This is a genomic window from Methanobrevibacter boviskoreani JH1 (assembly GCF_000320505.1).
GTDB lineage: Archaea > Methanobacteriota > Methanobacteria > Methanobacteriales > Methanobacteriaceae > Methanarmilla > Methanarmilla boviskoreani.
The window spans coordinates 1-23,722 of record NZ_BAGX02000032.1 but is presented as its reverse complement, the minus strand read 5'-3'; the positions used below and the strand labels follow the sequence as shown (position 1 = coordinate 23,722).

Here is a 23,722-nt window from a genome sequence, read left to right as displayed (position 1 = left end):
ACCTTCTAATTTTTATTAATAATTAAAAAGTGAAAAAATGAATTATCTTGTAGTTGATATGACTCATGGAGGAGTTAAGATTGCAACTAAGCTTGCAAGTGAAAATAGTGAAAATAATGTCTATGGATATGACATTTATAGAACTTTAGATAAAGATGGAAGACGTGAACTTAAAGCAAATAATGTCCATCTAATTAAAAAAATTACAATATTAAAGGATATTGATGATCTTGTTGTGATTTCACCCATCCATTGTCCACTTCAAAAACAGGATTATATAAAATCAATTAATAGAAACATTAAATTTTACACTCATCATGAGGCCGTTAATTTAATTCTTAAAGATTGGAAGGGGAAAATGGATAAAAAACCTGTAATAGAAATTACAGGAGTCAAAGGAAAAACAACCACCTGTTTTATACTAAAAGAAATATTGGATAATTCTTTAGTCCTAAGTAGTCTTGGTGCATATCTATTTAAAGAGGATAAGGAGATTCTACTTAAGAAAAATATAAGTATAACCCCTGCCAATATCATTGAAACCATAGACATGGCAAGAAAGATTGCCCGACCCAAATGCAGTTTTGAAAATGACGGGAATAGCTCTAAAGAATATATCAATTATGACAATGCAATATTTGAATCCTCACTTGGAGCCTGTGGAATGGGAGACATTGGCATACTTACAAATATCATTGAAAACTACCCTATTGCCAAAGGTAAATCTAATGCCCAAATAGCTAAAAAACAGATATTTAACTGTAGGAAGGTTGTGATTGAAAAGAATACCCTAGAGGAGTTTTACCCGGAATTTAAAAACTCCGATAAAGTAATTAGCTTTGGTTTAAATAATGATTCAAATGTTAAAGCAAAGAATACCAAATATTCATTGGATGAGACTAGCTTTACAGTAGAATATGATTTAGACACGATAAATGATGAAAATATAAAAGGACAATTCAATGTTAAAAGTTTCGCACCTTCACCATACCATGTTTTAAATATTTTAGGAGGCATTACGGCATGTCTTGTATTAGACATGGACATTAAAAGAATACAAGAGGGTTTATTAAAGTTCAATGGAATACCTGGTAGAAGTTCCATTAAAAAAATCGGAAATTCCACCATTATCGAGGAGATCAATCCCGGAATAAATACCAAAGCAATTGAAAAATCTATCAATATGGTTAAAGACAATCCGTCATATAATATTATAATTGGTGGAAAATATGGCATTACATGTGAGGAGATTGATGAAGACAAACTTATAAAATTGTTAAGTTCTAAAATTAATGAAAACCCCTCACTTAAAATCACACTTTGTGATGAGTTAGGTAATTCTATCTATGGTAAAATCAATAATTTTAATGGAATCAACTATATTGAAAAACTTGATGATTCTATTAAGGAAAGCATAAATGAAGATAAGAATATATTATTAGTTTATAGGTCAAACTATAAACAAGTATTAAAAAGATAAAAATTTTGGTTAATTGTTTTAACCATGAATAAATAATTAAAGGAGATTTAAGATGAAAGTTGGAACTAGAGGAAGTCAATTAGCATTAACACAGACAAAACAAACCTGTCAATCCATTGCCAACATTACTGGTGAAAAAATTGAAGTGGACATTATTAAAACTAAAGGAGACAAGATTAAAGACTCCCAGCTTTATAATATGGATTCAAAAGGATTATTTACTAAAGAGCTAGACAAAGCCGTTCTTGAAGAAGAGGTTGACTTTGCAGTACATAGTCTTAAGGATGTTCCAACAGAACTTGATGAAGATCTTACAATAGCTGCAATCCCATTACGTGAAAAGGCCAATGATGTATTCATATCTAATAAAAACTGGGAAGATCTTGAAGAGGGTTCTAGTTTAGGTTCCAGTAGCCTTAGAAGAGAAGCATTCTGTAAATATCACGAAAAAGGATTTAAATTCAAACCATTAAGGGGAAATGTTGAAACAAGAATTAAGAAGGTACTTGACGGTGAAGTAGACGGAACTCTCATGGCCGAGGCAGGCCTTATAAGACTTGGACTTACCAAATACATCAAAACAGAATTTCCCGTAGATTACATTACTCCTGCAGCAGGTCAGGGAGCAGTTGCAGTCATCTCAAGAAAAGATTCAACTGAAGTAAATGAAACCCTTAAAAAAATAGATGACTATAACTCCAATAAGAGGGTTCTTGCTGAGAAAACCGTTCTTTACGAATTAGGTATTGGCTGTCAATGGCCACTTGGCTCATATGCAAAGATCAATAGTAAAAGCCAATTAGAACTCTATTCAATCCTACTAAATGAAGACGGTGAAATATTACATCAAACTACTCAAACTTCCTCATTACGCACAGCAAAAGAGTTAGGTGTAAAAGTAGGTAAAGAGTTATTAGAATATTTATAATAAAACTTTTCTTTTTTTAACTATTTTTAATCTTATCTTACAATAAAAATTACTTTTTTAAACACTACTTATTGTATAATTTTTTTTAAAAACCACACTCATCATAAAAAACTACTTTTAAAACTTGTTTTATTATAATAATACTTTTTAACTCCAATTATTATAAAAAACTAATATTAAAAACCCAATTCAGCATAAAAATTACTTTTAAAATTTATTTTATTATAACGATACTTTTTAAATTATACCAATATAAAAAATTACTTTTAAAAACCCAATTCAGTATAAGAATTGCTTTTTAAACAATTTAAAATTAGATTAGATAAACACATGTAAAATATAAAAAATAGCTAAGTTTGAAAATAAAAAATCGATAAGAATTTAAAATAAATAAAAAAAATAGTTAAAAAAGATTAAAATTAATTTATCTTAATCTAGAAAGACTAATAATTGATTTAACAGGAACACCTAAAATGTCAGTTAAACCTGCCTTATCAATTAGAACTGTTATAGCAACTGGCTCTCCACCAAGATCCTGAACAGTATTTACAACTTCATTCATAGTTTTTCCACTAGTTATAACATCATCAACTATTACAACCCTTTTTCCATCAACAGATGCAAAATTAGTGCTGATAGTTCCACCAGCGCTTATGTCATCGTCATCAACCTTAGCTTTCTGTGGGTGGAAAACAGCTAATGAAGTTTCTAAACCCATTTCATATGAATAATAATCAGCCATGAAAGTTGCAAATGGAATACCACTAGCCGCAACACCTAAAATCACATCAGCTTCTCCTTCTTCAAGAGCCATGTCGCTTAATGCTGCAGATACATATTTAAGTCTAGTGGAACTACCTCCGAGACTGTTCCAATTTACTGCAAAGTCAACTGGCACTTCACTACTATGTTTTTCAGGAGTTTGAAGATTTAACCATCTTGCAGTATCAATTGATACATTTAATTCATCAGCAATTTCACCAGTAGTTAAACCACGTGCCCTAAGTTCATGAGCCTTCTCAATAAGTTCATCATTCATATAATCACCAATATTTAATCATCTTCTAATTCTTCAAGAGTAATTGGTTTTTTAGTTTTAGAAGATCTGTTTGCTGCAATAACCATCTTAAGAGCATTGAGACCATCTTCACCAGTAATGACAGGTTTTTTATTCTCAGTTACAGCATTTAAAAATGATCTTAATTCTTCCATCAATGGTTCCTTATGTTCAATTTGTATATCCTGAGCAAATTTACCACGTACATCAATACTTTGATCTATATAATCCACATTAATAATTCCATCAGTACCTGTAATGGAAATCTCTCTACGTTTATATGGAGTTAACCAGTTAACTTCCAACATACCGGTCATTCCACCAGCAAAGTTAACCATAATTTCAGCATGATCCTCATATTCACAGTTGTTTAAAATACTGCCCATTGAAGCATATACCCTTTTTACATCCTGGTTAAATAAATAGTACATTATATCTAAATCATGAATAGCTAAATCTATAGCCACACCCACATCTTTTATCCTAGGTGGATAAGGACCAACCCTTTTTGCAGAAGCTGAAACAATGTCTCCAATAACATCATTATCAATTAATTCCTTAGCTTTTTGAACAGCTGGATTAAATCTTTCTACATGACCAGTTCCTAAAATAACACCTTTTTTATGAGCTGCTTCAATCATTTCTTCTGCTTCTTCTAAAGTAAAAGCAATTGGTTTCTCTACAAGAACATGTTTACCATGTTCAATAGCTGACATTACAACATCATGATGATGAGTAGTAGGAACACAAACACTTACCACTTCAATCTCAGGGTCTTCTAATAAATCATTATAATCAGTATAAGCCTTAGCATCATATTTTTTACTTACTTTATCTAAAGTCATTTCACTTACATCTGATACTGCAATAAGATTTGCATTTTCTAATTTATAATAAACACGAGCATGGTTGTATCCCATTGCTCCGACACCTATAACTCCTACGTTAATGTCTTTCACATTATGCCTCCAAAACTTATAACTTATAATATTATTTAATTTTAAGATATTTAAATATATTTAATATTAGAAAGACAATATAAATAAAATTAATTAATTAGATTAAAATGGATATTTTCTAAAGATAGAACATGAAAACTCTTTAAATTAAAAAATCAACACTTAAAATTAAGATATTTAATTTGATTTAATCATTGAAAATTAAAAAAAATAAGACACCACCAAGAAAAATGATTGAAAATTAACCATTCTACATATTTATTGAAAATATACCCTATCTTAATGAGATAATAAAAGAATATCCTCAATTTATCATTTAACCTTTTTTTAAGAAAAACCAATTTAAATTCTTGATTGAAAATTAAAAAAAAATGTTTTAAAATTTTAAAAAATTTTCATAAAATAATTATAGAGTAATAAAAAAAATAGACAAATCCCTTTAAGAATCAGAATATCAAATAAAAATTAAGATTTCAATTTTAAAACCTGAATATTTTTTAATAGAAAACCGCCCCTTTCATAATTTATTTATTAAAACTACTAAAAGACATATGAAAATTAATAGATTTTTAATTGAACAAAATTATAAACAAACTTTATATACTATGACATATACACTATTAAATAGAAAAAAACTAACACAATTATTAAAGAATTAAAAATTTTTATATACAAATAATTTTTAAGAGGGATAGGATGAAAGAATATAAAGAATTTAAATTAAAAAATGGCGAAATAAAAGCTGTGGATATTAATATGTACAACAATATTAAAAAGGATTATACACAGAAAAACATGAAGAAGAACTTCTTATTCAAAAAATACAATGATAGTTACAATATTGACAAGTTTCTTTTCTCAGCAATCCTAAATGATATCTATAAACAGCACAACAATAAGAATCCAACCAAATACATCAACATCAATTGCATGTAAATATAAAACTACTTTAAAATCCTTATAATTTTTAATTAAAAATAATAATAAAGTTTTTAACTTTATTTAAAAACCATTTCATTTTAAAAACAATTAAAAAAAATATACTGCTTTTATTAATCAAACAATAATTGTTTTATGAAATAGCCTAAAATTAAAACATTAATTTTATAAAGTAAATATTATTAAAAGAAGCCTAAAAAACAACTGATTTTATAAATAGGGAAAAATAATTAAAAAAAAATCTAAAAATCTACTAATTTTGCTAACCCTATAAAAACTATTAAAAAAAGTCTAAGAAATTAAAAAAATCTATTGATTTTACCAAGTTGATAAAAACCATTAAAAAAATAGAAAAATTAAAAAAAAGAAGAATTAATTAATATGATATCTTAAAATAGCTGCAATTCCACCAAATGCACGGTATAACTGCATTCCCTCTTCGGTTTCTGTAGAAATTAATTCAACAGAAGTACCTACCTGTTCAGCCATTTCAACAAAAGTATCAACAAGATCCTCTCTTGATTCTTCCTTCATTTGTTCATTACAATTATCACATTTAAAATCAAGATCCGCTTTCTTACGAGGTGTTACCTCGGTTGACCATCCACATTGAGGACAGGTCATTTTAACACGTTGCAACTTAAGTCCCTCGGATAAAAGAAGTGTATCTACCGCACCAATTTGGAGATTTCTTCTAACCTCTGCTTCACCATAACTTGCAAGACCTGATTTATCATTGATTAATTCTTTTAAAAATCTTTGGACAAGTTTCTTCTCTTTAATTACGTCTAATTCTTCTAAGACATCTGAAGATTTATCAATAACTTCACGAATACCAAATTCACCAGTATAGGAAGTATCTACAGTAGTGATAACCTTATCCTTGATTTCATATTGCATAAAGTCCCCTTCATAGAAATCAATTTTAGTATTACCAGGTCCACCTAAGATGACCCCTCTCAAATCATCCTTGATTGGTAAAAATGCATCGTTTACATGACGACCGATCCTTTTAAGGAATTCTCTTGCGGCATCTTCAATAACACGGTCAAACCTTCTCTGTGATTGACCACCTGCTTTATGCTTACCAGGTACACCACTAGTTAAATGTGCTACAATGTCAATACGTTTACCCTTTAAGGTTGCAATGGTAGCCTCTTTCCTATCAATTACAGCAATACCGTAAACATCCCTATCGGATACCATTTCTATTAGAGGATCTAGGAAAAATTGGCTATCACAAATATACCAGTAGGTGGTAATTTCCTCAGGTGGTTCAAAGGTATAGGTTTCCATTTTCTCAGTACCAGGTCCACCTCTAGGAATCATTCCTGTGAAAATAACCAGTCCGTTTTCTGGAGCCTGTTTATATAATTTTATTTTCTGAATAATAACCTCAATAGCTGACTGAACGTTTTTTCTGGTGGATTTACTTTTAATGTTAGAACTTTGTCCTAGTTCATCCCTCATCTGTTTAGCAACATCACTGATTTGTTTATCATGAGGTATATAAACAGAAACTAACTCAGTTCCCCTACCTTTCTTTTCAGATAAGTTTTTAATCATTTTTTTAAATTCATATAATTCTTTTGAAGATATATCTTCCATAGTAATTCTCCGTAAAAAGTAAAAATAATAATAAATAATAATCAATAATCAAATTATCCAATTGGACAATCTAAAATATAAACTTATTTTAAAAAATGAAGTTTAATAGAAAAGAAACTATTTAAAAAAAATTAGTTTCCTTAAAAATATAATAATATACTATCTATTTTATCAACTTAATAAATATATGTATATCTAAAAATTTTAAGGAAATATAAAAATTAAATATTCAATTATTCCAAAAGAACACCGGTACCCTTTGCAACTATGTGGAAACTGTCACCAATTAACTCTCCAACAATATTATACTCGATTTCCAAATCAAGTACACCATTTCCACCATGATCTTTAATTTCCTTAGCCAACTGTTTAAGGGCCTGATCTTTAGCCTCTTGAAATCTGATGAGTAAAAGATTCTCCTCGTTTTTAGTTTTAATCTCAAAAAATCTATTCTCATTGGGAATAATTACAGACCCCTCAAAAACACCGATATATTCCTTAACATTAACCTGCCATGGATGGGTTGTAGTCATAAACAACACACCTAAATCATTTATGTTAGTCTCTTCCAGATTAGTTGCAAAATTGTCAACTGTAAGTGCAGCCCTTTTAGGTACAAATTCCCTGCCTATCAGTTTATAAAATATAGGCACTATTGTATAATACAGCTTGTCCGTCCACTGTTTAAAGAATCCGAATAGATATGAAACAGATCCAATAACCACTACCAAAAAGAAATAATTAATCAATGTCGGAAATGCAGCCTGTAAAATTACTATTATTGCTCCAACGCTAATTCCATTAACCCCAAGTGTTGGATTTGCAAGTATAAATCCATGGATAACGGTTACAAAAAATAGAAGATATGCACTAATAGCACCAGTGGTCTCATCCATTAACTTAATAGAAAGATAAGTCTCAGCATATCCCGCAAATAATGGAGCAAAAACAAATGCCAGATTCCAACCAAAGATATCAATATGGAATCTAAAACTAAGTGCATAAGTTAAACAGCCAATAAAGGTTCCAAATACAATTGAAATAACTGCCTTTCCAATCTCTTCAGGATCCTTATTATTTTTATTTAATTTATCTATTAAGCTCATTAAAATTCACATAAAAATTAGATATAAGATATGGCAGTTCCATAAGCGGTTACAAGAATTGTATTACCCATAGTTCCACCAAGATTTGCATAATTGATTTTAAGACCAATTATTGCATTAGCTCCAAAGTCCAGAGCTTTATCTTCCATACTTTTTAAAGCAATCATTCTTGCTTTCTGGATTTCCTCTTCATACTTGGAGGTTCTACCACCTACAACATCACGTACACCAGAGAATAAATCCTTATATACATTAGCTCCAATTAAAGCCTCCCCGGTGACAATACCATAATATTGTTTGATCTGTTTACCCTCTAAGGTATTAGTTGATGAAAGAATCATAAAATCACAAATTTGAAGTTTTATAAAAAATTAAAAAAATATTAAGTTTATTTAATTACAACAAAATATAACCAGACAATAATAAATACAACTAAAAGAATGTAGATTATTTTTTGATTTCTTTTCATTTGATTTTGTCTTTTGTTTAATACTGCCTCACAATCTGGTGAGCAAGCTTTTTCATTTAATGGAATTGGTGTTCCACAGACTGGACAATGTTTATGTGGTTCTACTGACATTTTATCACCCCTAATCAGATATTACCCTAGTACCAATAGTTTCCCCATTTACAATCTTAACTAAATTCTCGGGATCTTCACCATTAGCAATAACGGTTTCAAGTTTAGAACGTTTAATCATTTGAGCTGCAGTCATATCGAAGAATTCATAAGTACCTGCTTTTACATCTTTACCTTCAAGGAATTTTACAAGGTCAGATGCGTGAATCTCGCTGATTAATTTTGCATCCTCAAATTTATTAGGATCCTTATCATACATACCATCTACAGATGTTAAATTAATAAGTAAATCTGCATTAATATATTCTGCCAAAATAGCTGATACCGCATCAGTACTGTGTGCAGGTTCAGTACCTCCCATTACAATAATTTTACCAAATGCAGAATATTCCAAAGCCTCTTTAAAGTTTTCAGGAACTTTTTGATATGCACTATCACCTAATGCAGAAAGTAATAATTGAGCATTAATCCTGGTTACCTCAATTCCTATTGCATCACTTTGAGCTTCTCCACAGCCTAGTTCCCTTACAACACTAATATATTCTCTTGCAGGTTTTCCTCCACCTACGACAACAAATAATTCATGTTCTTTAGATAAATCCTTTAATATATCACTATAAATCTTAAACATCTTAGCATTATAATCATGTATTAAAATAGATCCTCCAATTGCAACGACTATTTTCATATATTCACCAAAAAAGAATTTTATAAAAAAAAATTAAATAAGTTTTATCTTAAATATTTATTTTTTTAATAATATTTAAATTTTATATTAATTGTAAAAATAATTATACATTTATAAAAAGAGAATTTAAATCAAAGATTTAATCAGAAATTAAGGTTTTTAAGCTGTTTTCTACAGCACTATAAGTTAAGATTAAATTAGGAAAATTAAAGGAAAATTAAATAATATTAAATTATCCAAATTAAATTAATTCTATGATGATGTCTTTGGGAGTTACTATAATCCTCGTAATATTTCTCATAATCATAAGCTTCATTTGCAGCATCTTCATCAGCAGCATATTCTTCATATGTTGAATTTATAAGATTAACGAATTCATCCCCGGACATTTCTGATTCAGGAGTACTGCTAACTATATCCTTTATAGCTGGAGTTAAATTATTCCCATTGTAAGATAATAAATACATCTTATCTCCAGTATTAAAGAATATGCAAGTTACATTATGTTTAACAGAGTTTTTATAGGAATTAGTGACAAATGCATAATGTCCATCAATATCAGCATATTCATAAGAGTTTAAATTACTATAATATAACTCATCAATAAGGTTACTTCCGAGATTCCTTTTATCACCTAAAGATAAAATACCAAATTCAAATACATTTCCAATAACATAACTATTATTAGTTAAATTTCCAGATTGATATTGTTGAGGCAATGTAAAACTAACATTATCTACCTTAATTGTTTTTAAATTAGAACTATTGCTATCTGCACTATTTATAGCGGTACTTGCAAACAGTAAAAGAATAATTAATGATAATATTAATATTGAAAACTTCTTATTCATACCCTTTTATATAAGTTTAAAAATTATTATATTTTTCTATTAATCATTTTATCTAGAATAAAATTTTAAAATAAGAATTCAAAAAAGTGGAAATATATAAGTTAATTTTAAAAAAGTAGATTTAACCAAAAATTATTATAAAATATTTATAAAAGATATTAAGTTTAAATTGTAAACCACATCTATTCAACCCCTTCTCTTTTCATTTCTTCAACACTACGATATGGTGCTGCAAGTATACTGAAACCTGTATATTCACCACCACGAATAGCATCCTGGATTTCAGGATCAGTAACATCAACACTAACAAACCACGTTCCTTTAGGATAAGTGTTACCTAGAAAGTGAATTTCATCATCGGTAATGTAGGATTCCAAAATAGAACCAACACTCTGTAAAGTGTGTTGAACATCAATCAGATTTACTTGCCTATTAAAGATTAATGATACTTTTCTTATTGTTTCTTCATCCAGAACATCACCACCACTATCAGGTATGTCTGGAATCAAAACGGCACCTTTCAAAATCATGACTAAAATCAGACTCCCCCAACTTTAAAATTTTAATTAAAAAAAGGTTTATTTTCAAAAAAGGAGTATAAAAAAAAGAATAATAGCAAATAAAAAAAAGGGAAAAACGATATAAAAAAGATTAATGGAGTACTTAAAAAAAAATGTACAATGAAATTAAGAATCTTCAAAAAAAAGATAGATAAAAAAATAGAACAATATTATTTTTTTCTATAATTTCCACAAAAATTTTTTTTTATTTACCATGGTTTTTATACTTCAACATATAAAAGTGGAAAATTAGAAAACACAAAAAAATAGGTAAAAAAAAGAGTTAATGATTAATCTTGGTCATTGTCATTTAATTTTTTCTTCTTCTTAAATATTTCTGATGCTTGATCCATTAATCTGCTGATTTCCTCAATATCTTCAAGAAATTCTTCATCAGTAAGTTCCCCATTATTATATCTCCTAGTTAAATCAAAAATTGGTTTATCATTAAAAGAACCTGGATCAGTGGTTAATATATTTTTTTTAATATGTTCTGGTATCATTTTCTTATCCTCCTAAACTCCATATATTCGTTTAAAATTGGATCATTAATATACTCATTCCACATTTTATTAGTTTGACCTATTTCTCCTTTATTGGCTCCTGCTAAAAAGCCTATTGCGAAATTATTTCTTAAAGCTTTGTCTATTTCCTCGGTGTATGTAAATTTTTCTTTAAATTCAACAATGAAAATGTCATTTGGGGTGTACACATGCATTTCAACAACATTAAATTGACTATGTTCTGAAATAACTTTAAAATCTGCATAATTAAATGGTTGTAAACCCAAATGGTTATGTGATACTATCAGTTCATCATCACCATAGTTTTCATTTTTAAAGAGATTCACATTATTTATTTTATTATTTGTTTTTATTTCCCCGGCTTTACCTGTTGTTTTATTAAATATAAATCCATATTCATATTTTGCATTTATTATCTTTTATCAAATTTTAACATTGAATTTCTTATGTTTCTAGGCATGTCCTTTGGAATGTTATCCTCAGTTAAAGGTATATGAGGATAGTCTAAATCATTAAATTTATCTAAACTTCTAAATGATTTTTCCTTGATATCTACTTTGTTTTTTATATTAAATAATTCTTTTGATTCTGATTTAACATTAGAAACATTAAAATGAGCTAACATTATTTTTGATGTATTATATAAATGAATTAAATCTAAAACTTAAGAATATTTATAATATTTCTCAATATCCCGATACAACTCATTGAAGATTGCAGAGTTATCTGTATTTACAACTTTATTTAGATTTTTTTGATATTTATCAAGGTTTGATAGGAAGCTTTTAATGTTTTTAGACTCCATATCCTCATGATATTCACCATAACCTAGTTTATCCACATAAAAACCATTTAAAATCTGCTCAAAATTACCCAATGCAGGCATACTATAGATTGGTTTTTTAAGGTAAATGGCTTCACTGATTAAAGTAAAGCCACCATTGGTGATAACCGCCTTAGCAGTCCTTAAATCATCATAAAAAATATCCTCATTAAATGAACGATAGGTTAAATTTTCATCTACCTCATCCTTATTAAATCCATAGACTATAAAATTCTCATCAATCTTTTTAAGTCTTTCCATAAGCTTATAATTAGAATTACTAGTTTGATAGACAATTACATGATCTTTAATCTCGGGTTTAAGTTTCATTATATCTTCCCTTAAGATTGGAGGGTATATAACGGAATTCCTGCCCTCCTTTATTGGAGGATTAAAGAAACTTGTTAGAATATGTATCTTAGCGTCATGAACATAAACCTTTATAACGGCTTTGGCTTTAAGCATGTCTATTTTATGATAAGGGGGATAGTCAATCTCAGTTTCAGTGATCATATGAATATTGTCAAGACTTATCAACGGAATATTTAATGTATTTGCCACAATATTACAATAATTTTCAAAGTCAGTCACAATAATTCCCGGCTTAAGTTTACGTGCAAGCTTGAAAATCGTGTCATAGGCCTTTTTAATGTTAGAAGGACTTTCCTTCATACATTTAGTGAAAGTTGCAATATCATTTACGACATTATCCTCATAAACAGTATTATATACTCCGATTTCATATACATTATCAAATTTAGAGTTCAAATAGGTATATGCCCTGTTACCTGAGAAGATATAAACATCATATATCTTTGTAAGACGTTCCAATATGACTCCACTTCTAATTGCATGACCCATACCTTCCCCACATACACAATAAAAAATAATTTTCTTTTGAGACTCTACAAGACCATTCCCTGATTTTATAAGCACCTGAGAATTTTCTATTGAGGCATCACCTGTTTTTTTATTTGAGGATTCTTTTTTTGGAAGACTTATATTTCCTTTTGTTTCAGACTTGTTAAATTTATTTTTAGAACCTCTCAATTTACTCATACCATCATTTTTAGAGACATTGCTCTTATTTGATGATTTTATATGAATCGGTTTGGTTTTCTTGGATTTGGATTTTTTATTACCACCATGTTCAAAACTATAACCTAACTCATCTGCAGATGTTCTTTTTCCTCTAAAATCATTTACAGTACTTTTACCATAGGTTTTAATAAGTTTTAATAGACCGTCTTCCTCAAGTCTACGTGTGGACACTATAACTTTCGGTTTTCTAAGAACCTTAAACTCTGAGATTGCTCCAATTCTTTCAATATAATCGGTATCTTCCCCATAATCTAAGGATTCATCAAAACCATTAACCCTATCATGTAATACCTTTCTTGTTAGAATACCATAACAGCCTGCACCATGAGGTTTGATATTTTCAACAGACTTCATAAAGGTATTTGCAAAATCGTGTAATGCCTTATATGAAAATTTATCTGAATCGGGAATCATTTGAGATATTGCTATTCCAAGACCTTCCCTATTAAATTCCTCGACTGCATCTTTAAGGTAATCCTTAGAAAGCTTTAAATCAGCATCTAAAAATAACAATAAGTCCCCTTTAGCAACTTTAGCACCATTATTCCTTCCAACTGCAGGTAAACCCCCTTCAACAACAATACAACCATAATACTTTGCTACCTGATAGGTTTTATCTGTTGAATTAGCATCTGCAACTATAACCTCATAGTCTTTAAAATCCTGGGAGTGAATACTTTCAAGCAAACCTGGTAAGTTTTCTTCTTCATTATAAGACGGAATAATTATACTAAGTTTCATATTATCACAAAAAATATACACAGAAATAAAATTAAAATGAAATCCCCTAAGGATTTCTAAAACAACTAATATAATATTATAATTTAAACTATATTAATCTTAATAAAAAAAGGAAAAATAAATATTCCTAAATTTGATTTCTACAGATAGGAATATGCATTCCATGATATAGTATAGGCCCTACATTTTTGATTTAATGATCTATCAAGACTATTTAATAAGACCATCTCATTATAATCAGGATTTAACCTATAAATGTCACGGTCAGTACTATGTACAACACTGATTACACCATAATTGTTTAAATCAATTGAATCCTCAGGCTCTAAGATATTTACTTCATAATATGCCGTGTTTGCTATTGCAAATATAAATGAGAATCTTAGAACCAGGAAGATAAATAATATCAAATGAGGCAACATTATTTTAAAATAATGTTTAACCTTCCTTCCACTGAAAAATTCCGCTTTAAATAGGGACAAATCATGTTTAATAGTTTCAAATAGAGACTTTCCACTATCAATCCCATTATTTTCCCTTTTTAAACTTTCTTTATCTGTATTTCTACTTAAAAGTGGAGATATATGATCAATTAAATACTCATTATACATTATAATTAACATACAATACCAGCCTGCAACAGCAGGTGTGGAGAATAGGCCGCCATCCATTATACCAATAATGCCTAAACTAAATAAAGCAATCATTAATAGTTTTGGAAATATAGTTCTGTTTTCCATTGATTTAATCATTGTAATAAACAACACAGGCACTAAGATAAATGTAGCCTTTACGATATCCGGAATATAAGGAGCTAAATTGTTTCCAACATGAATGCCTGAAGGAATATTTGGAATAAACATTACAACAATGGCACCGAATATGGATTTAAGAACATGTGAATGTAGAATACTTGTTGATGTCATTTTAGGTTCAACAATCACCAAGGTTGTATCCAATGGCAGATTCATTGAAAGTCTTATATAAATCTCGGTTAAAATTCCGACACAACCTAAAAAAATCATTATGACAAATGATAATTTAAGATAGAAATCATTAGACTTGTTAAACCAATTAATATTATGTTTTTCACCAAATCTTGAAAAGATTAAGAATAATCCGAAGATTCCGAAATATAATACATCCTTACCCTTTGAAGAACCCATTAAAAAAGGTTGTAAAATAGGCCTTATGATTATATCTAAAAAACTTGTAAAATATATCAAGCAGGCAAAGATAATCAAAACGAATCCTGCAAGATAATAATTATCAATATTCCTCTCCATTTTATCAACAAATCTAATATTTTAAATGAAATATATTTTATATTTCTTATAATAAATAGTATAAATAGATTATATAAATTTTTTATACAAATTGTTTTAAATTAAAGGGTGTTTTAAATTATATTCACAACAACATATATCCTATTTTTAATAGGAATTGGAATAATTGTAGGTTTAGCAGCAGGACTATTAGGTGTTGGTGGAGGATTTTTAATGGTTCCTCTACAGTATTTTGCACTTCAAACTATTGGCATACCATCAGATCTTGCATTTAGAATAGCTTTAGGTACTAGTTTGACCTGTATCATACCAACATCTCTATCAGGAGCTTATACCCATATTAAAGAATCCAAAATTGATATCTTAAAGCCGGGAATAATGTTTGGTGTTTTCGGTATTATTGGTGGATTTATAGGAGGAAACATCTCCACAATCATACCTACAAGGGCATTAGAGATTTTATTTGGATTACTTCTTATCGGTATCGCAATTAACATGTTTCTTAAAAAAGACGATACAGAAAACGAACCCAAATTAAAGTTAAATTACCTGACTGCGGGAATTATTGGTATAGTTGTAGGATTCTTTGCAGGACTTTTAGGAATCGGTGGTGGAGTCTTTATTATACCGATATTAACCATGTTATTTGGATTTACAATGGTTGAGGCAATTGGAACATCTACCATATTTATACCATTCTCCTCCATTGGAGGTTCAATATCATATATGTTATCTGGATGGGGTGCAAATATACTTCCATACTCAATCGGATATGTTAATCTAGTTAATTTCATATTAATAATAATATTTTCCATACCAATGGCCCATTATGGGGCTAAAATAGCTTATAAAATTAATGAAAAACATTTAAGAATATTGTTTGCAATAGTATTAGTCATTATAAGTTTAAAGATGCTTAAGATATTACCATTTTAATATTTTAAGCTTATCAACTTTATAAAAACTATTTTTTAATTATTTTAAACTAATTTATATAACAACTAAAACATGATTAATATTATTTGAAATAATCCAAACTTACTTAAAATAAGCTAAAAACTAATTTTATATAAAAATAAAAACTAATTTACTAAAAATTAAATTTATATTATAATAAAGACTAATTTTACTAAAAAAAATAAACTAAAAACTAATTTTAAGAAAATGAGAATCAATTCTACTAAAAATAAATTAAATAAGATTAATTCAATCAAAAAAAATAGGTTAACTCTACAAATAAATTATAGAAGATCTCAAATTAATAAGTAATTTATAGAAATCTAAAAATAGCTAATTATAGTAAAAATATTTAAAAAATGGAAAATGGGCTTATAAGGTTACGCCCATTTCTAATTGTTCAGTAAGTTCTTTATATCTGTTTCTTATTGTAACTTCTGTAACACCTGCAATTTCCGCAACATCTCTTTGAGTTTTCCTTTCACCTAAGAGAACTGATGCAATATATAATGCAGCAGCAGCTACACCAGTAGGACCTCTTCCAGAAGTTAATCCTTTTTCCATTGCCTTATTAATAATATCAATAGCTTTAGATTGAACCTCTCCAGATAAACCTAATTCACTAGCAAACCTTGGAACATAGTCTACTGGTGAAGTAGGTGGTAATTTAATATTCAATTCACGAGTTAAGAATCTGTAAGTCCTTCCAACTTCTTTTTTAGTAACACGGGAAACTTCAGCAATCTCATCCAAAGTACGAGGTACTTTACATCTTCTACATGCGGCATAAAGTGAAGCAGCTACAACACCTTCAATACTTCTTCCACGTATAAGTTTATTATCCACTGCACTTCTGTATACAACAGATGCAGATTCCCTTACACTTCTTGGAAGACCAAGTCTTGAGGAATCCCTATCTAATTCACTTAAAGCAAATGCTAAGTTTCTTTCTGTAGCACCAGAAATCCTGATTTTTCTTTGCCATTTTCTTAAACGGTACCATTGAGCCCTATTTCTTGCAGGAATATCTCTTCCATAGATATCTTTATTCCTCCAATCAATCATTGTACTTAAACCCTTATCGTGAATGGTATAAGTGATAGGTGCTCCTACACGAGTCCTTTTATCTCTTTGCTCGTGGTCAAATGCTCTCCATTCTGGTCCCATATCAACAAGGTTTTCATCAATAACGAGTCCACAATTTGCACAAACAACTTCTGCCCTCTCATAATCACCAATTAATTGGTCTGATCCACATTCTGGACAACGAGTTTGCTTATCTATATCAAATACATCATGCTGCATTTGTTCTTTTTCTGAAGTATTATTATCAGAGATACCATTTCTTGAAATTTGTTTGGATCTTCTGGTTCTTTTAATACTTTCTTTTAGTTGTTCTTTTTCCGTGGTCTCCTCCCCCGTTTACGCTTTTTATCATTTGAAACAAATAATTTTTCACCTGAATTTTTCATAATCCTATCTCGATTAGCAGACCTAAAAAGATTAATAGAAATATATGGATTCTTAGTCGGTCCAAAAACAGTATTTACCTTACCAATCTTGTTTTTATTATTGTCAAAAACCAAAGCACCAATTATTGGAGTTTGTTTTCCCCTAGCAATTAATTTTCCAGATTTTGCAATATGTAAACTATTACCTAACACTTTCATAAAAAATCAGTTAAAAAAATATTTAAATTCCAATACAAATAATACATTATGTGTCATCATATATAAAGTTTTCGATACTTTTATATATAAAAAATATTCATTAATAAAAAACTTACGATTAAAGAATAAACAATAAAATATATAAAACCAGGCTTTTTACACCTTATATTTATATTAAAATATTGATTATTAATTATATAATTATGTTATCGGGATTAATCAATACCCTATCTTAACTTATGACAGATACTGGGATATGCCTAAAATCAATCAAGATCACCTCTTGCTTTATCATATATATCCTTAACAGATTCCATATCCACACTGGTGTATATTTGAGTAGTTGAAAGGCTTGCATGACCTAATAATTGTTGAATAATCCTAATATCCACACCATGTTTCAATAAATGGGTTGCGAAGGAATGTCTTAGAACATGGGGAGTAACCTTCTTTTTAATTCCCGCCCTTTTAGCATATTTCTTAATCATCATCTCAACATAACGTGAACTTAATTTATTTCCCTTATTATTATATATTAAAAGAGGGTTATCAGGATTTTTTAATTTGAGATATTCTTCAAGAAGATTTCGGCATTCCTCATCAAATAAAACAATTCTATCCTTATCTCCTTTACCTCGTATTCTCATTGTACGGGTTTCGAAATCTATATCATTTATTTTAAGATTTAAAAGTTCGCTAATACGTAAGCCTGAGGAATATAAAACAGTCAATATAACTTTATTTCTCATTTTAGTAAATTTCTGAAGATTCGTATCTTCCCTATCCCCATCAACTGATGAGATAAGTTTCTCTACCTCATGCTCATTTAAAGACTTAGGAAGGGATTTAGTTCTTTTAGGTGTTTCCACATCATATAAATAATAGATATTGTTAAACTCCAGAAATTTTTTAATTGTAATGGTCACAAGATAGATATAATTCTGGGAAACTTCCTTATCTCTTTTTAGATATTGAATATAACGTTTAAACGATCTTAAAAATTTTTTATCATCAGTTAAATCATCCTGAGTTTTTAGAAAATCTATAAAATTATTAATTATTGTACTATATGTTTTTATAGTATTTCGGGAGTAGTTCCTAATTTCCAAATCAATAATATAATCCTCACATAAATCATTAAAATTATATAAATCCAAAATGCTTATTTTATTACCTTCAGCATCATATTTTGGAAGATTTAATGACGTTAAAGAGGGATTGAAAATATTTACTTCTTTTGATTTAGAAAAATTTACCATAATATCAAGTTCTTAAATTGATTTTAAAAGTTTTACTTCGTTATACCAATATATTTTTAAAGTATATAAAACTTGTTCAAATTGAAAAGTTTAAAAAAAAATCAGATTAAAACAGATTAAGATAAGTCAAAGTAATTATTAAATGTAAAAAAATAGCCAATAAAAATGAAATAAATAGGATAAATAATCCTATTTAGTGTAATGTAATAATTTTAACATCCCTTGGTTTTTTAACAATATTGCTAGCCTTAAAAGCTACAAGGTTTTTAATACCTTTTTTATATGAAGCGTCTACTAATCTCTGAGATACAATTCCATCAAAGACAATAGTCTCTGCATTGTCCTCAACATTTTGTACTTCATTATAGAGATCCTCAACACTAACCTCTTTCATAAGGTTTAATGCGCCATCCAAGATTTCACCAGTTCCACTGCCTTCAATTTCTCTAAGCATATCCTTCATCAAGCTGATTTCATCATCTTCAAGTTCATCATCTAAATCCGGTTCCTCAACAATATCTGAGTATCCATAATCATCATCCTGATGACGATTATTGCGTTTATTATACTTTTTGTTATTATGATTATTACGGGATTTGGATTTTTTGGATTTGTTTCTTGGAGAGTCCTGAACAGATAAAAGATTAGTTGAAGCTAAGAATTGTTCTATAGGAGTTTTATCTCTTAAAGCAGTGATAACTTCATCCTTTTCAAGATCTTCTACTTCCTTACCAACAGGTGCACGTGTTACAAAATCAACATCTCCAACTTGAATAAGTTCTTTTAATATTAATTCTCCGCCACGATCACCATCAACAAATGCGGTAACTGTTCGTTTTTTAGTTAAATCTGCAATTACTGGAGGAACATTAACTCCTTCAACTGCCACAGTATTTTTAATACCATATTTCAAGAGATTTAACACATCATTCCTACCTTCCACAACAATAATTGCATCAGAAGTATGAACACTAGGTCCTGCAGGAAGTCTTTCTTCACCAAATTCAGAAATCTCATGAACACGCATAGCTTCCCTAACTTCTTCAATCATTTGCATACTAGCAGGGGTAACGGTATCCATCATTCCTTGATAAATTTCTTTAGCACGTTCAACAACCTGTTGACGTTTTACAGCACGAACATCCTCTACTTTTTTAACTTTGATGTTTGCTTCACAAGGACCTACCCTGTTAATTGTTTCAAGTGATGCTGCTAAAATGGCTGTTTCAATCCTATCTAAACTAGAAGGAATAACAATCTCACCTTTAGCACGACCACTATTAGAATGAATAATAACCTGAATTCTACCAATTCTTCCAGTTCTTTGAAGTTCTCTCAAGTCTAAATCATTGCTTAAAAGACCTTCTGTCTGACCGAAGATAGCACCTACAACATCAGGTTTTTCTACAATCCCATTTGCATTAATTTCAGCATAAATGAGATATTTAGTTGTTGTTAACTCTTCACCTTTTGACATAGTAAGCCTCCTTTACGGCTTAATTTATAAGAATATAAGTTTAATTTAGAAGTTTGCTAAAAATTAAACTAAATAATTGTTTAAACATTTACTTAAAAGTAAATAATTCGATTAATTAATAAAGTTTATTAAAAATAACATGAATGTTATTAATGAATAAATGATTAAAATAGGCAAAAAAACAAAAAAAGAGTCCTTTAAATAACAAATATACCTAATTAAAAATCATAAAGTTCCGCCTATAATAGAACTTAAATAAAATCTTACAAGTTTATGACTACTTAATTAAACCCCAAATATCGAATAGGTAATTTAATTAAATATTAATAAAATATGAAAAACATTTCCAAAAAAATCTTAACACATCATAAACTACACCTTATTTTATTTAATATTAGCCAATATTAATTCTTAAATTTTAATAATCTTCAAGTGTTTATTAATAATTCCCTATTTAAAATATCCAAAACATCAAAACCCATTTATAAATAATAATATTTCAAATCGGAATAATATTTCTCTATTAAAATCAATTTTCTTAAATAATAGCTATCTATTATATGTTTCTCCTTTATTTTGTTAATTAGTGAATAATAATATTAATAATGAAAAAACTCTTTCGAGCATAATAATTGTTAAATTTTACCTAATATAATTTTTGCAAATACTCATATATAAAATTGTATATTTAAATTTTAATTGGGATTTTTAATTAATATTAAATCTTATAAAAACAAACTATTATATGACATATAATTGATTTATTCAATTATTCATAATTAAACAATCAAAAATAAAACTAACAATCAGGTGTTATAATGGCAAAAGGAATTAATGCTAATACAGTTTTAAAAATGGCTTCAAGGAGTAATAGGGATCTAAGTTTAGATGACATAAACCTAGATATTGACGATTTCTCAATAGATGATTTGGTTAAAAAGGAAGATAAGTCAAATATTGAAAATTACGAAAAACTCAATATAATCTTAGAAGATGCATCTACCTGCCAAGTTTCTGATGCATATAATAACCTTTATAGAAAGACTGGAGTTATCAAAGGTTTAAAATCATTAAATAACCATAGAACATATGGTAAAATCATTACTGCTTATACACCTGTAGAAGACTGGGGAACAGCTGTAGCCGGAATTGACATTGGCAGAAAAGGAGAGGTATTGTTTGTACAATCCACAGAAGGTCCACTAGCAGTATGGGGGGAGTTAGCATCAACCTGTGCAAAAGAGCAGGGACTTGTAGGTGTTGCAGTTTATGGAAAAATGAGGGATATCGATATATTAAAATATATGGACTATCCACTATTCTGTGTTGATACCTGCCCAAATGCCGGAACTGCCTTAGGCTATGGAAAACTTAATGTTGAACTTAATATTGACGGAGATTCAATCAAACCTGGAGATTTCTTCTTCGGAGATGAAAATGGAGTGGTTGTCATTCCACAGGAAAAGTTCAACGAGGTCATACTAGAAACACTTTCAATTAAACGTAAAGAAAAGGGTATTCTAAAACAATTAAGGGAAGGTAAAACACTTGCAGAAATTGCAGGTGTAAAGGATCAATTAATAGATTAATCCAGTTTAATAGATTTAACTAATTAAAATAAAGAAATGTTTAAAAAAATCAGTTTTAAATCTCATATATTCATTAAATAAGTATGTTAAATCTATTTAACTGATTAATACGAGCTTTAATAAAAACATATATAAATTATTTAAAACAATATATAATAGGTATAATATTTAAGATATATATTAAAACTTATTATTGGATATTTTACTATTAGTCGACTTTAATTATTATAAAAGGAGGTAAAATATGGTAAACAATACTATAGAATCTTATTATACAATAAGAAGCCAAGTATATAATCATGTGAAAAATGCCGGAACTTATGAAAAAGTTGGACTTGCATTTTTAATGGCTTGTTTTACTGGAATTGCAGCACAAATTGCAATACCTTTAACTTGGACCCCAGTTCCAATCACATTACAGACTTTTGCAGTTTTAATATCAGGTATGTTACTTGGAAGAAAGTATGGTACTTTATCACAGGTATTGTACTTAGCATTAGGTCTTGTAATTCCATGGTATAGTGGTATGACCGGAGGAATCGCTACATTACTTGGAACCAATTGTGGATACTTTATTGGATTCTTAGTTTGTGCTTACTTTGTAGGTTCAATCTCTGAAAGATATCCTCAATCCAGAAAATTCGTAGGTATGACTGGAACCTTACTTGTAGCTAACTTCTTAGCAATATATATTCCAGGTTTAATAGGATTATATTTATACTTCTACTTAGCTCAAGGAACAGCATTAACCTTAACCCAAGTACTTGTAATGGGACTTGTACCATTTATTATTGGAGATATACTTAAAGTATTAGCAGGTTCTGCTATATCACAGGTATTCCTACCAAAAGACGAATAAGAGTATAAAAAAATACTCTTAACTTTTTTTATTTTTAACTATTTTTTAAAGAAGATGACTTTAATGATTAATTTACGTGGACATCACCTTCTATGTCTTCAAGGTTTTCAAGGCTATGGATACAATGAAGAATTTACAAGGAACATGACAATAATTCATGAGAAACTAATGAATGATGAAGAATCCATACACCTAGTTAATGGATTAGATGATCTTTGTAAATATTGCCCAAATCTTAACAAAGATATATGTATCAATGATAGAGAAAATGAGAAAATTTTAAAGATGGACAAAATTGTAATTGACAAAGTCCTAAAAGAGTCAAACCAGAAAGAGTACAAAGCAAGTGAACTATTTAACATGACTAATAGAATTTTTAAAAGTTCCTCGGATATTAAAGATACATGTTATAGATGTAAATGGTATGATGTTTGCACATGGGCAAAATCCAAAAAATAAAGATCAATAGAAATTCAATGTTTATTACTTTATATGCTATTTTTAATAAATCAGAAAAATAAAAAATTGATTGAAAATCTTGAAAAAAAAGGAAAGATTTATATATTATGATAACAAAAATTATAATGTTCATAACAGAACATTACTAGTAATAGTAATATTAGTTCCGTAGGGTAGTGGTAATCCTTCTAGGCTTTGGACCCGGAGACGGCGGTTCGACT

25 protein-coding genes are annotated in these 23,722 nt (G+C 28.8%); 7 read left to right on the top strand and 18 right to left on the bottom strand.

The window, feature by feature from the left end:
- Positions 1-37: 37 nt before the first annotated feature.
- Positions 38-1,480 (top strand): coenzyme F430 synthase, encoded by a 1,443-nt coding sequence (gene cfbE / locus ON24_RS08000; RefSeq protein ID WP_040682578.1) that lies wholly within the window; start codon positions 38-40, stop codon positions 1,478-1,480.
- A 52-nt stretch (positions 1,481-1,532) separates the two neighbouring features.
- Positions 1,533-2,408 (top strand): hydroxymethylbilane synthase, encoded by an 876-nt coding sequence (hemC, locus tag ON24_RS07995; protein WP_016358068.1) that lies wholly within the window; start codon positions 1,533-1,535, stop codon positions 2,406-2,408.
- Between the two features lie 424 nt (positions 2,409-2,832).
- Here the strand turns inward: hemC and ON24_RS07990 are convergent, their stop codons facing one another.
- Both ON24_RS07990 and ON24_RS07985 read right to left on the bottom strand, forming a co-directional pair.
- Positions 2,833-3,447 carry an orotate phosphoribosyltransferase-like protein gene (locus ON24_RS07990; RefSeq protein WP_016358067.1) on the bottom strand — a complete coding sequence of 205 codons (615 nt, stop codon included), beginning with the start codon at positions 3,445-3,447 and terminating at the stop codon, positions 2,833-2,835.
- A gap of 14 nt (positions 3,448-3,461) precedes the next feature.
- Positions 3,462-4,424: a Gfo/Idh/MocA family protein gene (locus ON24_RS07985; RefSeq protein ID WP_016358066.1), complete on the bottom strand. Its 963-nt coding sequence runs from the start codon at positions 4,422-4,424 to the stop codon at positions 3,462-3,464.
- A gap of 696 nt (positions 4,425-5,120) precedes the next feature.
- Between ON24_RS07985 and ON24_RS07980 the strand changes: the two genes are divergently transcribed.
- Positions 5,121-5,360, top strand: a complete 240-nt coding sequence (locus ON24_RS07980) for a hypothetical protein (RefSeq protein WP_016358065.1) — start codon at positions 5,121-5,123, stop codon at positions 5,358-5,360.
- A 375-nt stretch (positions 5,361-5,735) separates the two neighbouring features.
- On the opposite strand, the gene prf1 is transcribed toward ON24_RS07980, so the two are convergent.
- The 12 genes from prf1 to ON24_RS07920 form a co-directional block, all read right to left on the bottom strand.
- Entirely contained in the window at positions 5,736-6,971 is a 1,236-nt protein-coding gene (prf1, locus tag ON24_RS07975; RefSeq protein ID WP_040682577.1) for a peptide chain release factor aRF-1, read from the bottom strand.
- Between the two features lie 233 nt (positions 6,972-7,204).
- Positions 7,205-8,077, bottom strand: a complete 873-nt coding sequence (locus ON24_RS07970) for a heavy metal-binding domain-containing protein (protein ID WP_040682576.1) — start codon at positions 8,075-8,077, stop codon at positions 7,205-7,207.
- Positions 8,078-8,094: 17 nt separating this feature from the next.
- Entirely contained in the window at positions 8,095-8,418 is a 324-nt protein-coding gene (locus ON24_RS07965) for a heavy metal-binding domain-containing protein (RefSeq protein WP_016358062.1), read from the bottom strand.
- Positions 8,419-8,465: 47 nt separating this feature from the next.
- Positions 8,466-8,657 (bottom strand): DUF2116 family Zn-ribbon domain-containing protein, encoded by a 192-nt coding sequence (locus ON24_RS07960; protein ID WP_040682575.1) that lies wholly within the window; start codon positions 8,655-8,657, stop codon positions 8,466-8,468.
- Positions 8,658-8,667: 10 nt separating this feature from the next.
- A complete protein-coding gene (gene pyrH / locus ON24_RS07955; RefSeq protein WP_040682574.1) occupies positions 8,668-9,345 on the bottom strand; it encodes a UMP kinase in 678 nt (225 codons plus the stop codon).
- A 227-nt stretch (positions 9,346-9,572) separates the two neighbouring features.
- Positions 9,573-10,196 (bottom strand): hypothetical protein, encoded by a 624-nt coding sequence (locus tag ON24_RS09025; protein ID WP_050553608.1) that lies wholly within the window; start codon positions 10,194-10,196, stop codon positions 9,573-9,575.
- Positions 10,197-10,378: 182 nt separating this feature from the next.
- On the bottom strand, positions 10,379-10,726 hold the full coding sequence (locus tag ON24_RS07945) for an XkdF-like putative serine protease domain-containing protein (protein ID WP_040682573.1): 348 nt from the start codon (positions 10,724-10,726) through the stop codon (positions 10,379-10,381).
- A gap of 320 nt (positions 10,727-11,046) precedes the next feature.
- Positions 11,047-11,259, bottom strand: coding sequence for a hypothetical protein (locus ON24_RS07940; protein WP_016358660.1), 213 nt, complete (start codon positions 11,257-11,259; stop codon positions 11,047-11,049).
- Positions 11,256-11,606, bottom strand: coding sequence for a hypothetical protein (locus tag ON24_RS07935; protein ID WP_040682572.1), 351 nt, complete (start codon positions 11,604-11,606; stop codon positions 11,256-11,258). Before ON24_RS07935 ends, ON24_RS07940 begins: the two co-directional genes overlap by 4 nt.
- Before the next feature lie 86 nt (positions 11,607-11,692).
- Entirely contained in the window at positions 11,693-11,905 is a 213-nt protein-coding gene (locus ON24_RS07930) for a hypothetical protein (RefSeq protein ID WP_040682571.1), read from the bottom strand.
- 39 nt (positions 11,906-11,944) lie between these two features.
- Entirely contained in the window at positions 11,945-13,945 is a 2,001-nt protein-coding gene (locus ON24_RS07925) for an MJ1255/VC2487 family glycosyltransferase (RefSeq protein ID WP_040682570.1), read from the bottom strand.
- 140 nt (positions 13,946-14,085) lie between these two features.
- The gene (locus ON24_RS07920; RefSeq protein WP_040682569.1) at positions 14,086-15,231 is read right to left on the bottom strand and encodes a hypothetical protein; all 1,146 of its coding nucleotides are present in this window, start codon (positions 15,229-15,231) and stop codon (positions 14,086-14,088) included.
- 117 nt (positions 15,232-15,348) lie between these two features.
- Between ON24_RS07920 and ON24_RS07915 the strand changes: the two genes are divergently transcribed.
- Entirely contained in the window at positions 15,349-16,167 is an 819-nt protein-coding gene (locus tag ON24_RS07915; protein ID WP_040682568.1) for a sulfite exporter TauE/SafE family protein, read from the top strand.
- Between the two features lie 393 nt (positions 16,168-16,560).
- Here the strand turns inward: ON24_RS07915 and ON24_RS07910 are convergent, their stop codons facing one another.
- The 4 genes from ON24_RS07910 to dnaG form a co-directional block, all read right to left on the bottom strand.
- Positions 16,561-17,493 (bottom strand): transcription initiation factor IIB, encoded by a 933-nt coding sequence (locus ON24_RS07910; protein WP_016358054.1) that lies wholly within the window; start codon positions 17,491-17,493, stop codon positions 16,561-16,563.
- A gap of 83 nt (positions 17,494-17,576) precedes the next feature.
- A complete protein-coding gene (locus tag ON24_RS07905) occupies positions 17,577-17,858 on the bottom strand; it encodes a Gar1/Naf1 family protein (RefSeq protein WP_016358053.1) in 282 nt (93 codons plus the stop codon).
- A gap of 266 nt (positions 17,859-18,124) precedes the next feature.
- Entirely contained in the window at positions 18,125-19,117 is a 993-nt protein-coding gene (xerA, locus tag ON24_RS07900; RefSeq protein WP_076621417.1) for a site-specific tyrosine recombinase/integron integrase, read from the bottom strand.
- A gap of 193 nt (positions 19,118-19,310) precedes the next feature.
- On the bottom strand, positions 19,311-20,594 hold the full coding sequence (gene dnaG, locus ON24_RS07895) for a DNA primase DnaG (protein ID WP_016358051.1): 1,284 nt from the start codon (positions 20,592-20,594) through the stop codon (positions 19,311-19,313).
- A gap of 818 nt (positions 20,595-21,412) precedes the next feature.
- Between dnaG and ON24_RS07890 the strand changes: the two genes are divergently transcribed.
- The 3 genes from ON24_RS07890 (at position 21,413) to ON24_RS07880 (ending at position 23,501) form a co-directional block, all read left to right on the top strand.
- A complete protein-coding gene (locus tag ON24_RS07890) occupies positions 21,413-22,183 on the top strand; it encodes an RraA family protein (RefSeq protein WP_050553607.1) in 771 nt (256 codons plus the stop codon).
- A 244-nt stretch (positions 22,184-22,427) separates the two neighbouring features.
- Positions 22,428-23,042, top strand: coding sequence for a biotin transporter BioY (locus ON24_RS07885; RefSeq protein ID WP_016358049.1), 615 nt, complete (start codon positions 22,428-22,430; stop codon positions 23,040-23,042).
- A 63-nt stretch (positions 23,043-23,105) separates the two neighbouring features.
- Complete coding sequence (locus ON24_RS07880; RefSeq protein WP_160162424.1) at positions 23,106-23,501, top strand: DUF1284 domain-containing protein; 396 nt, start codon at positions 23,106-23,108, stop codon at positions 23,499-23,501.
- Positions 23,502-23,722: the final 221 nt, after the last annotated feature.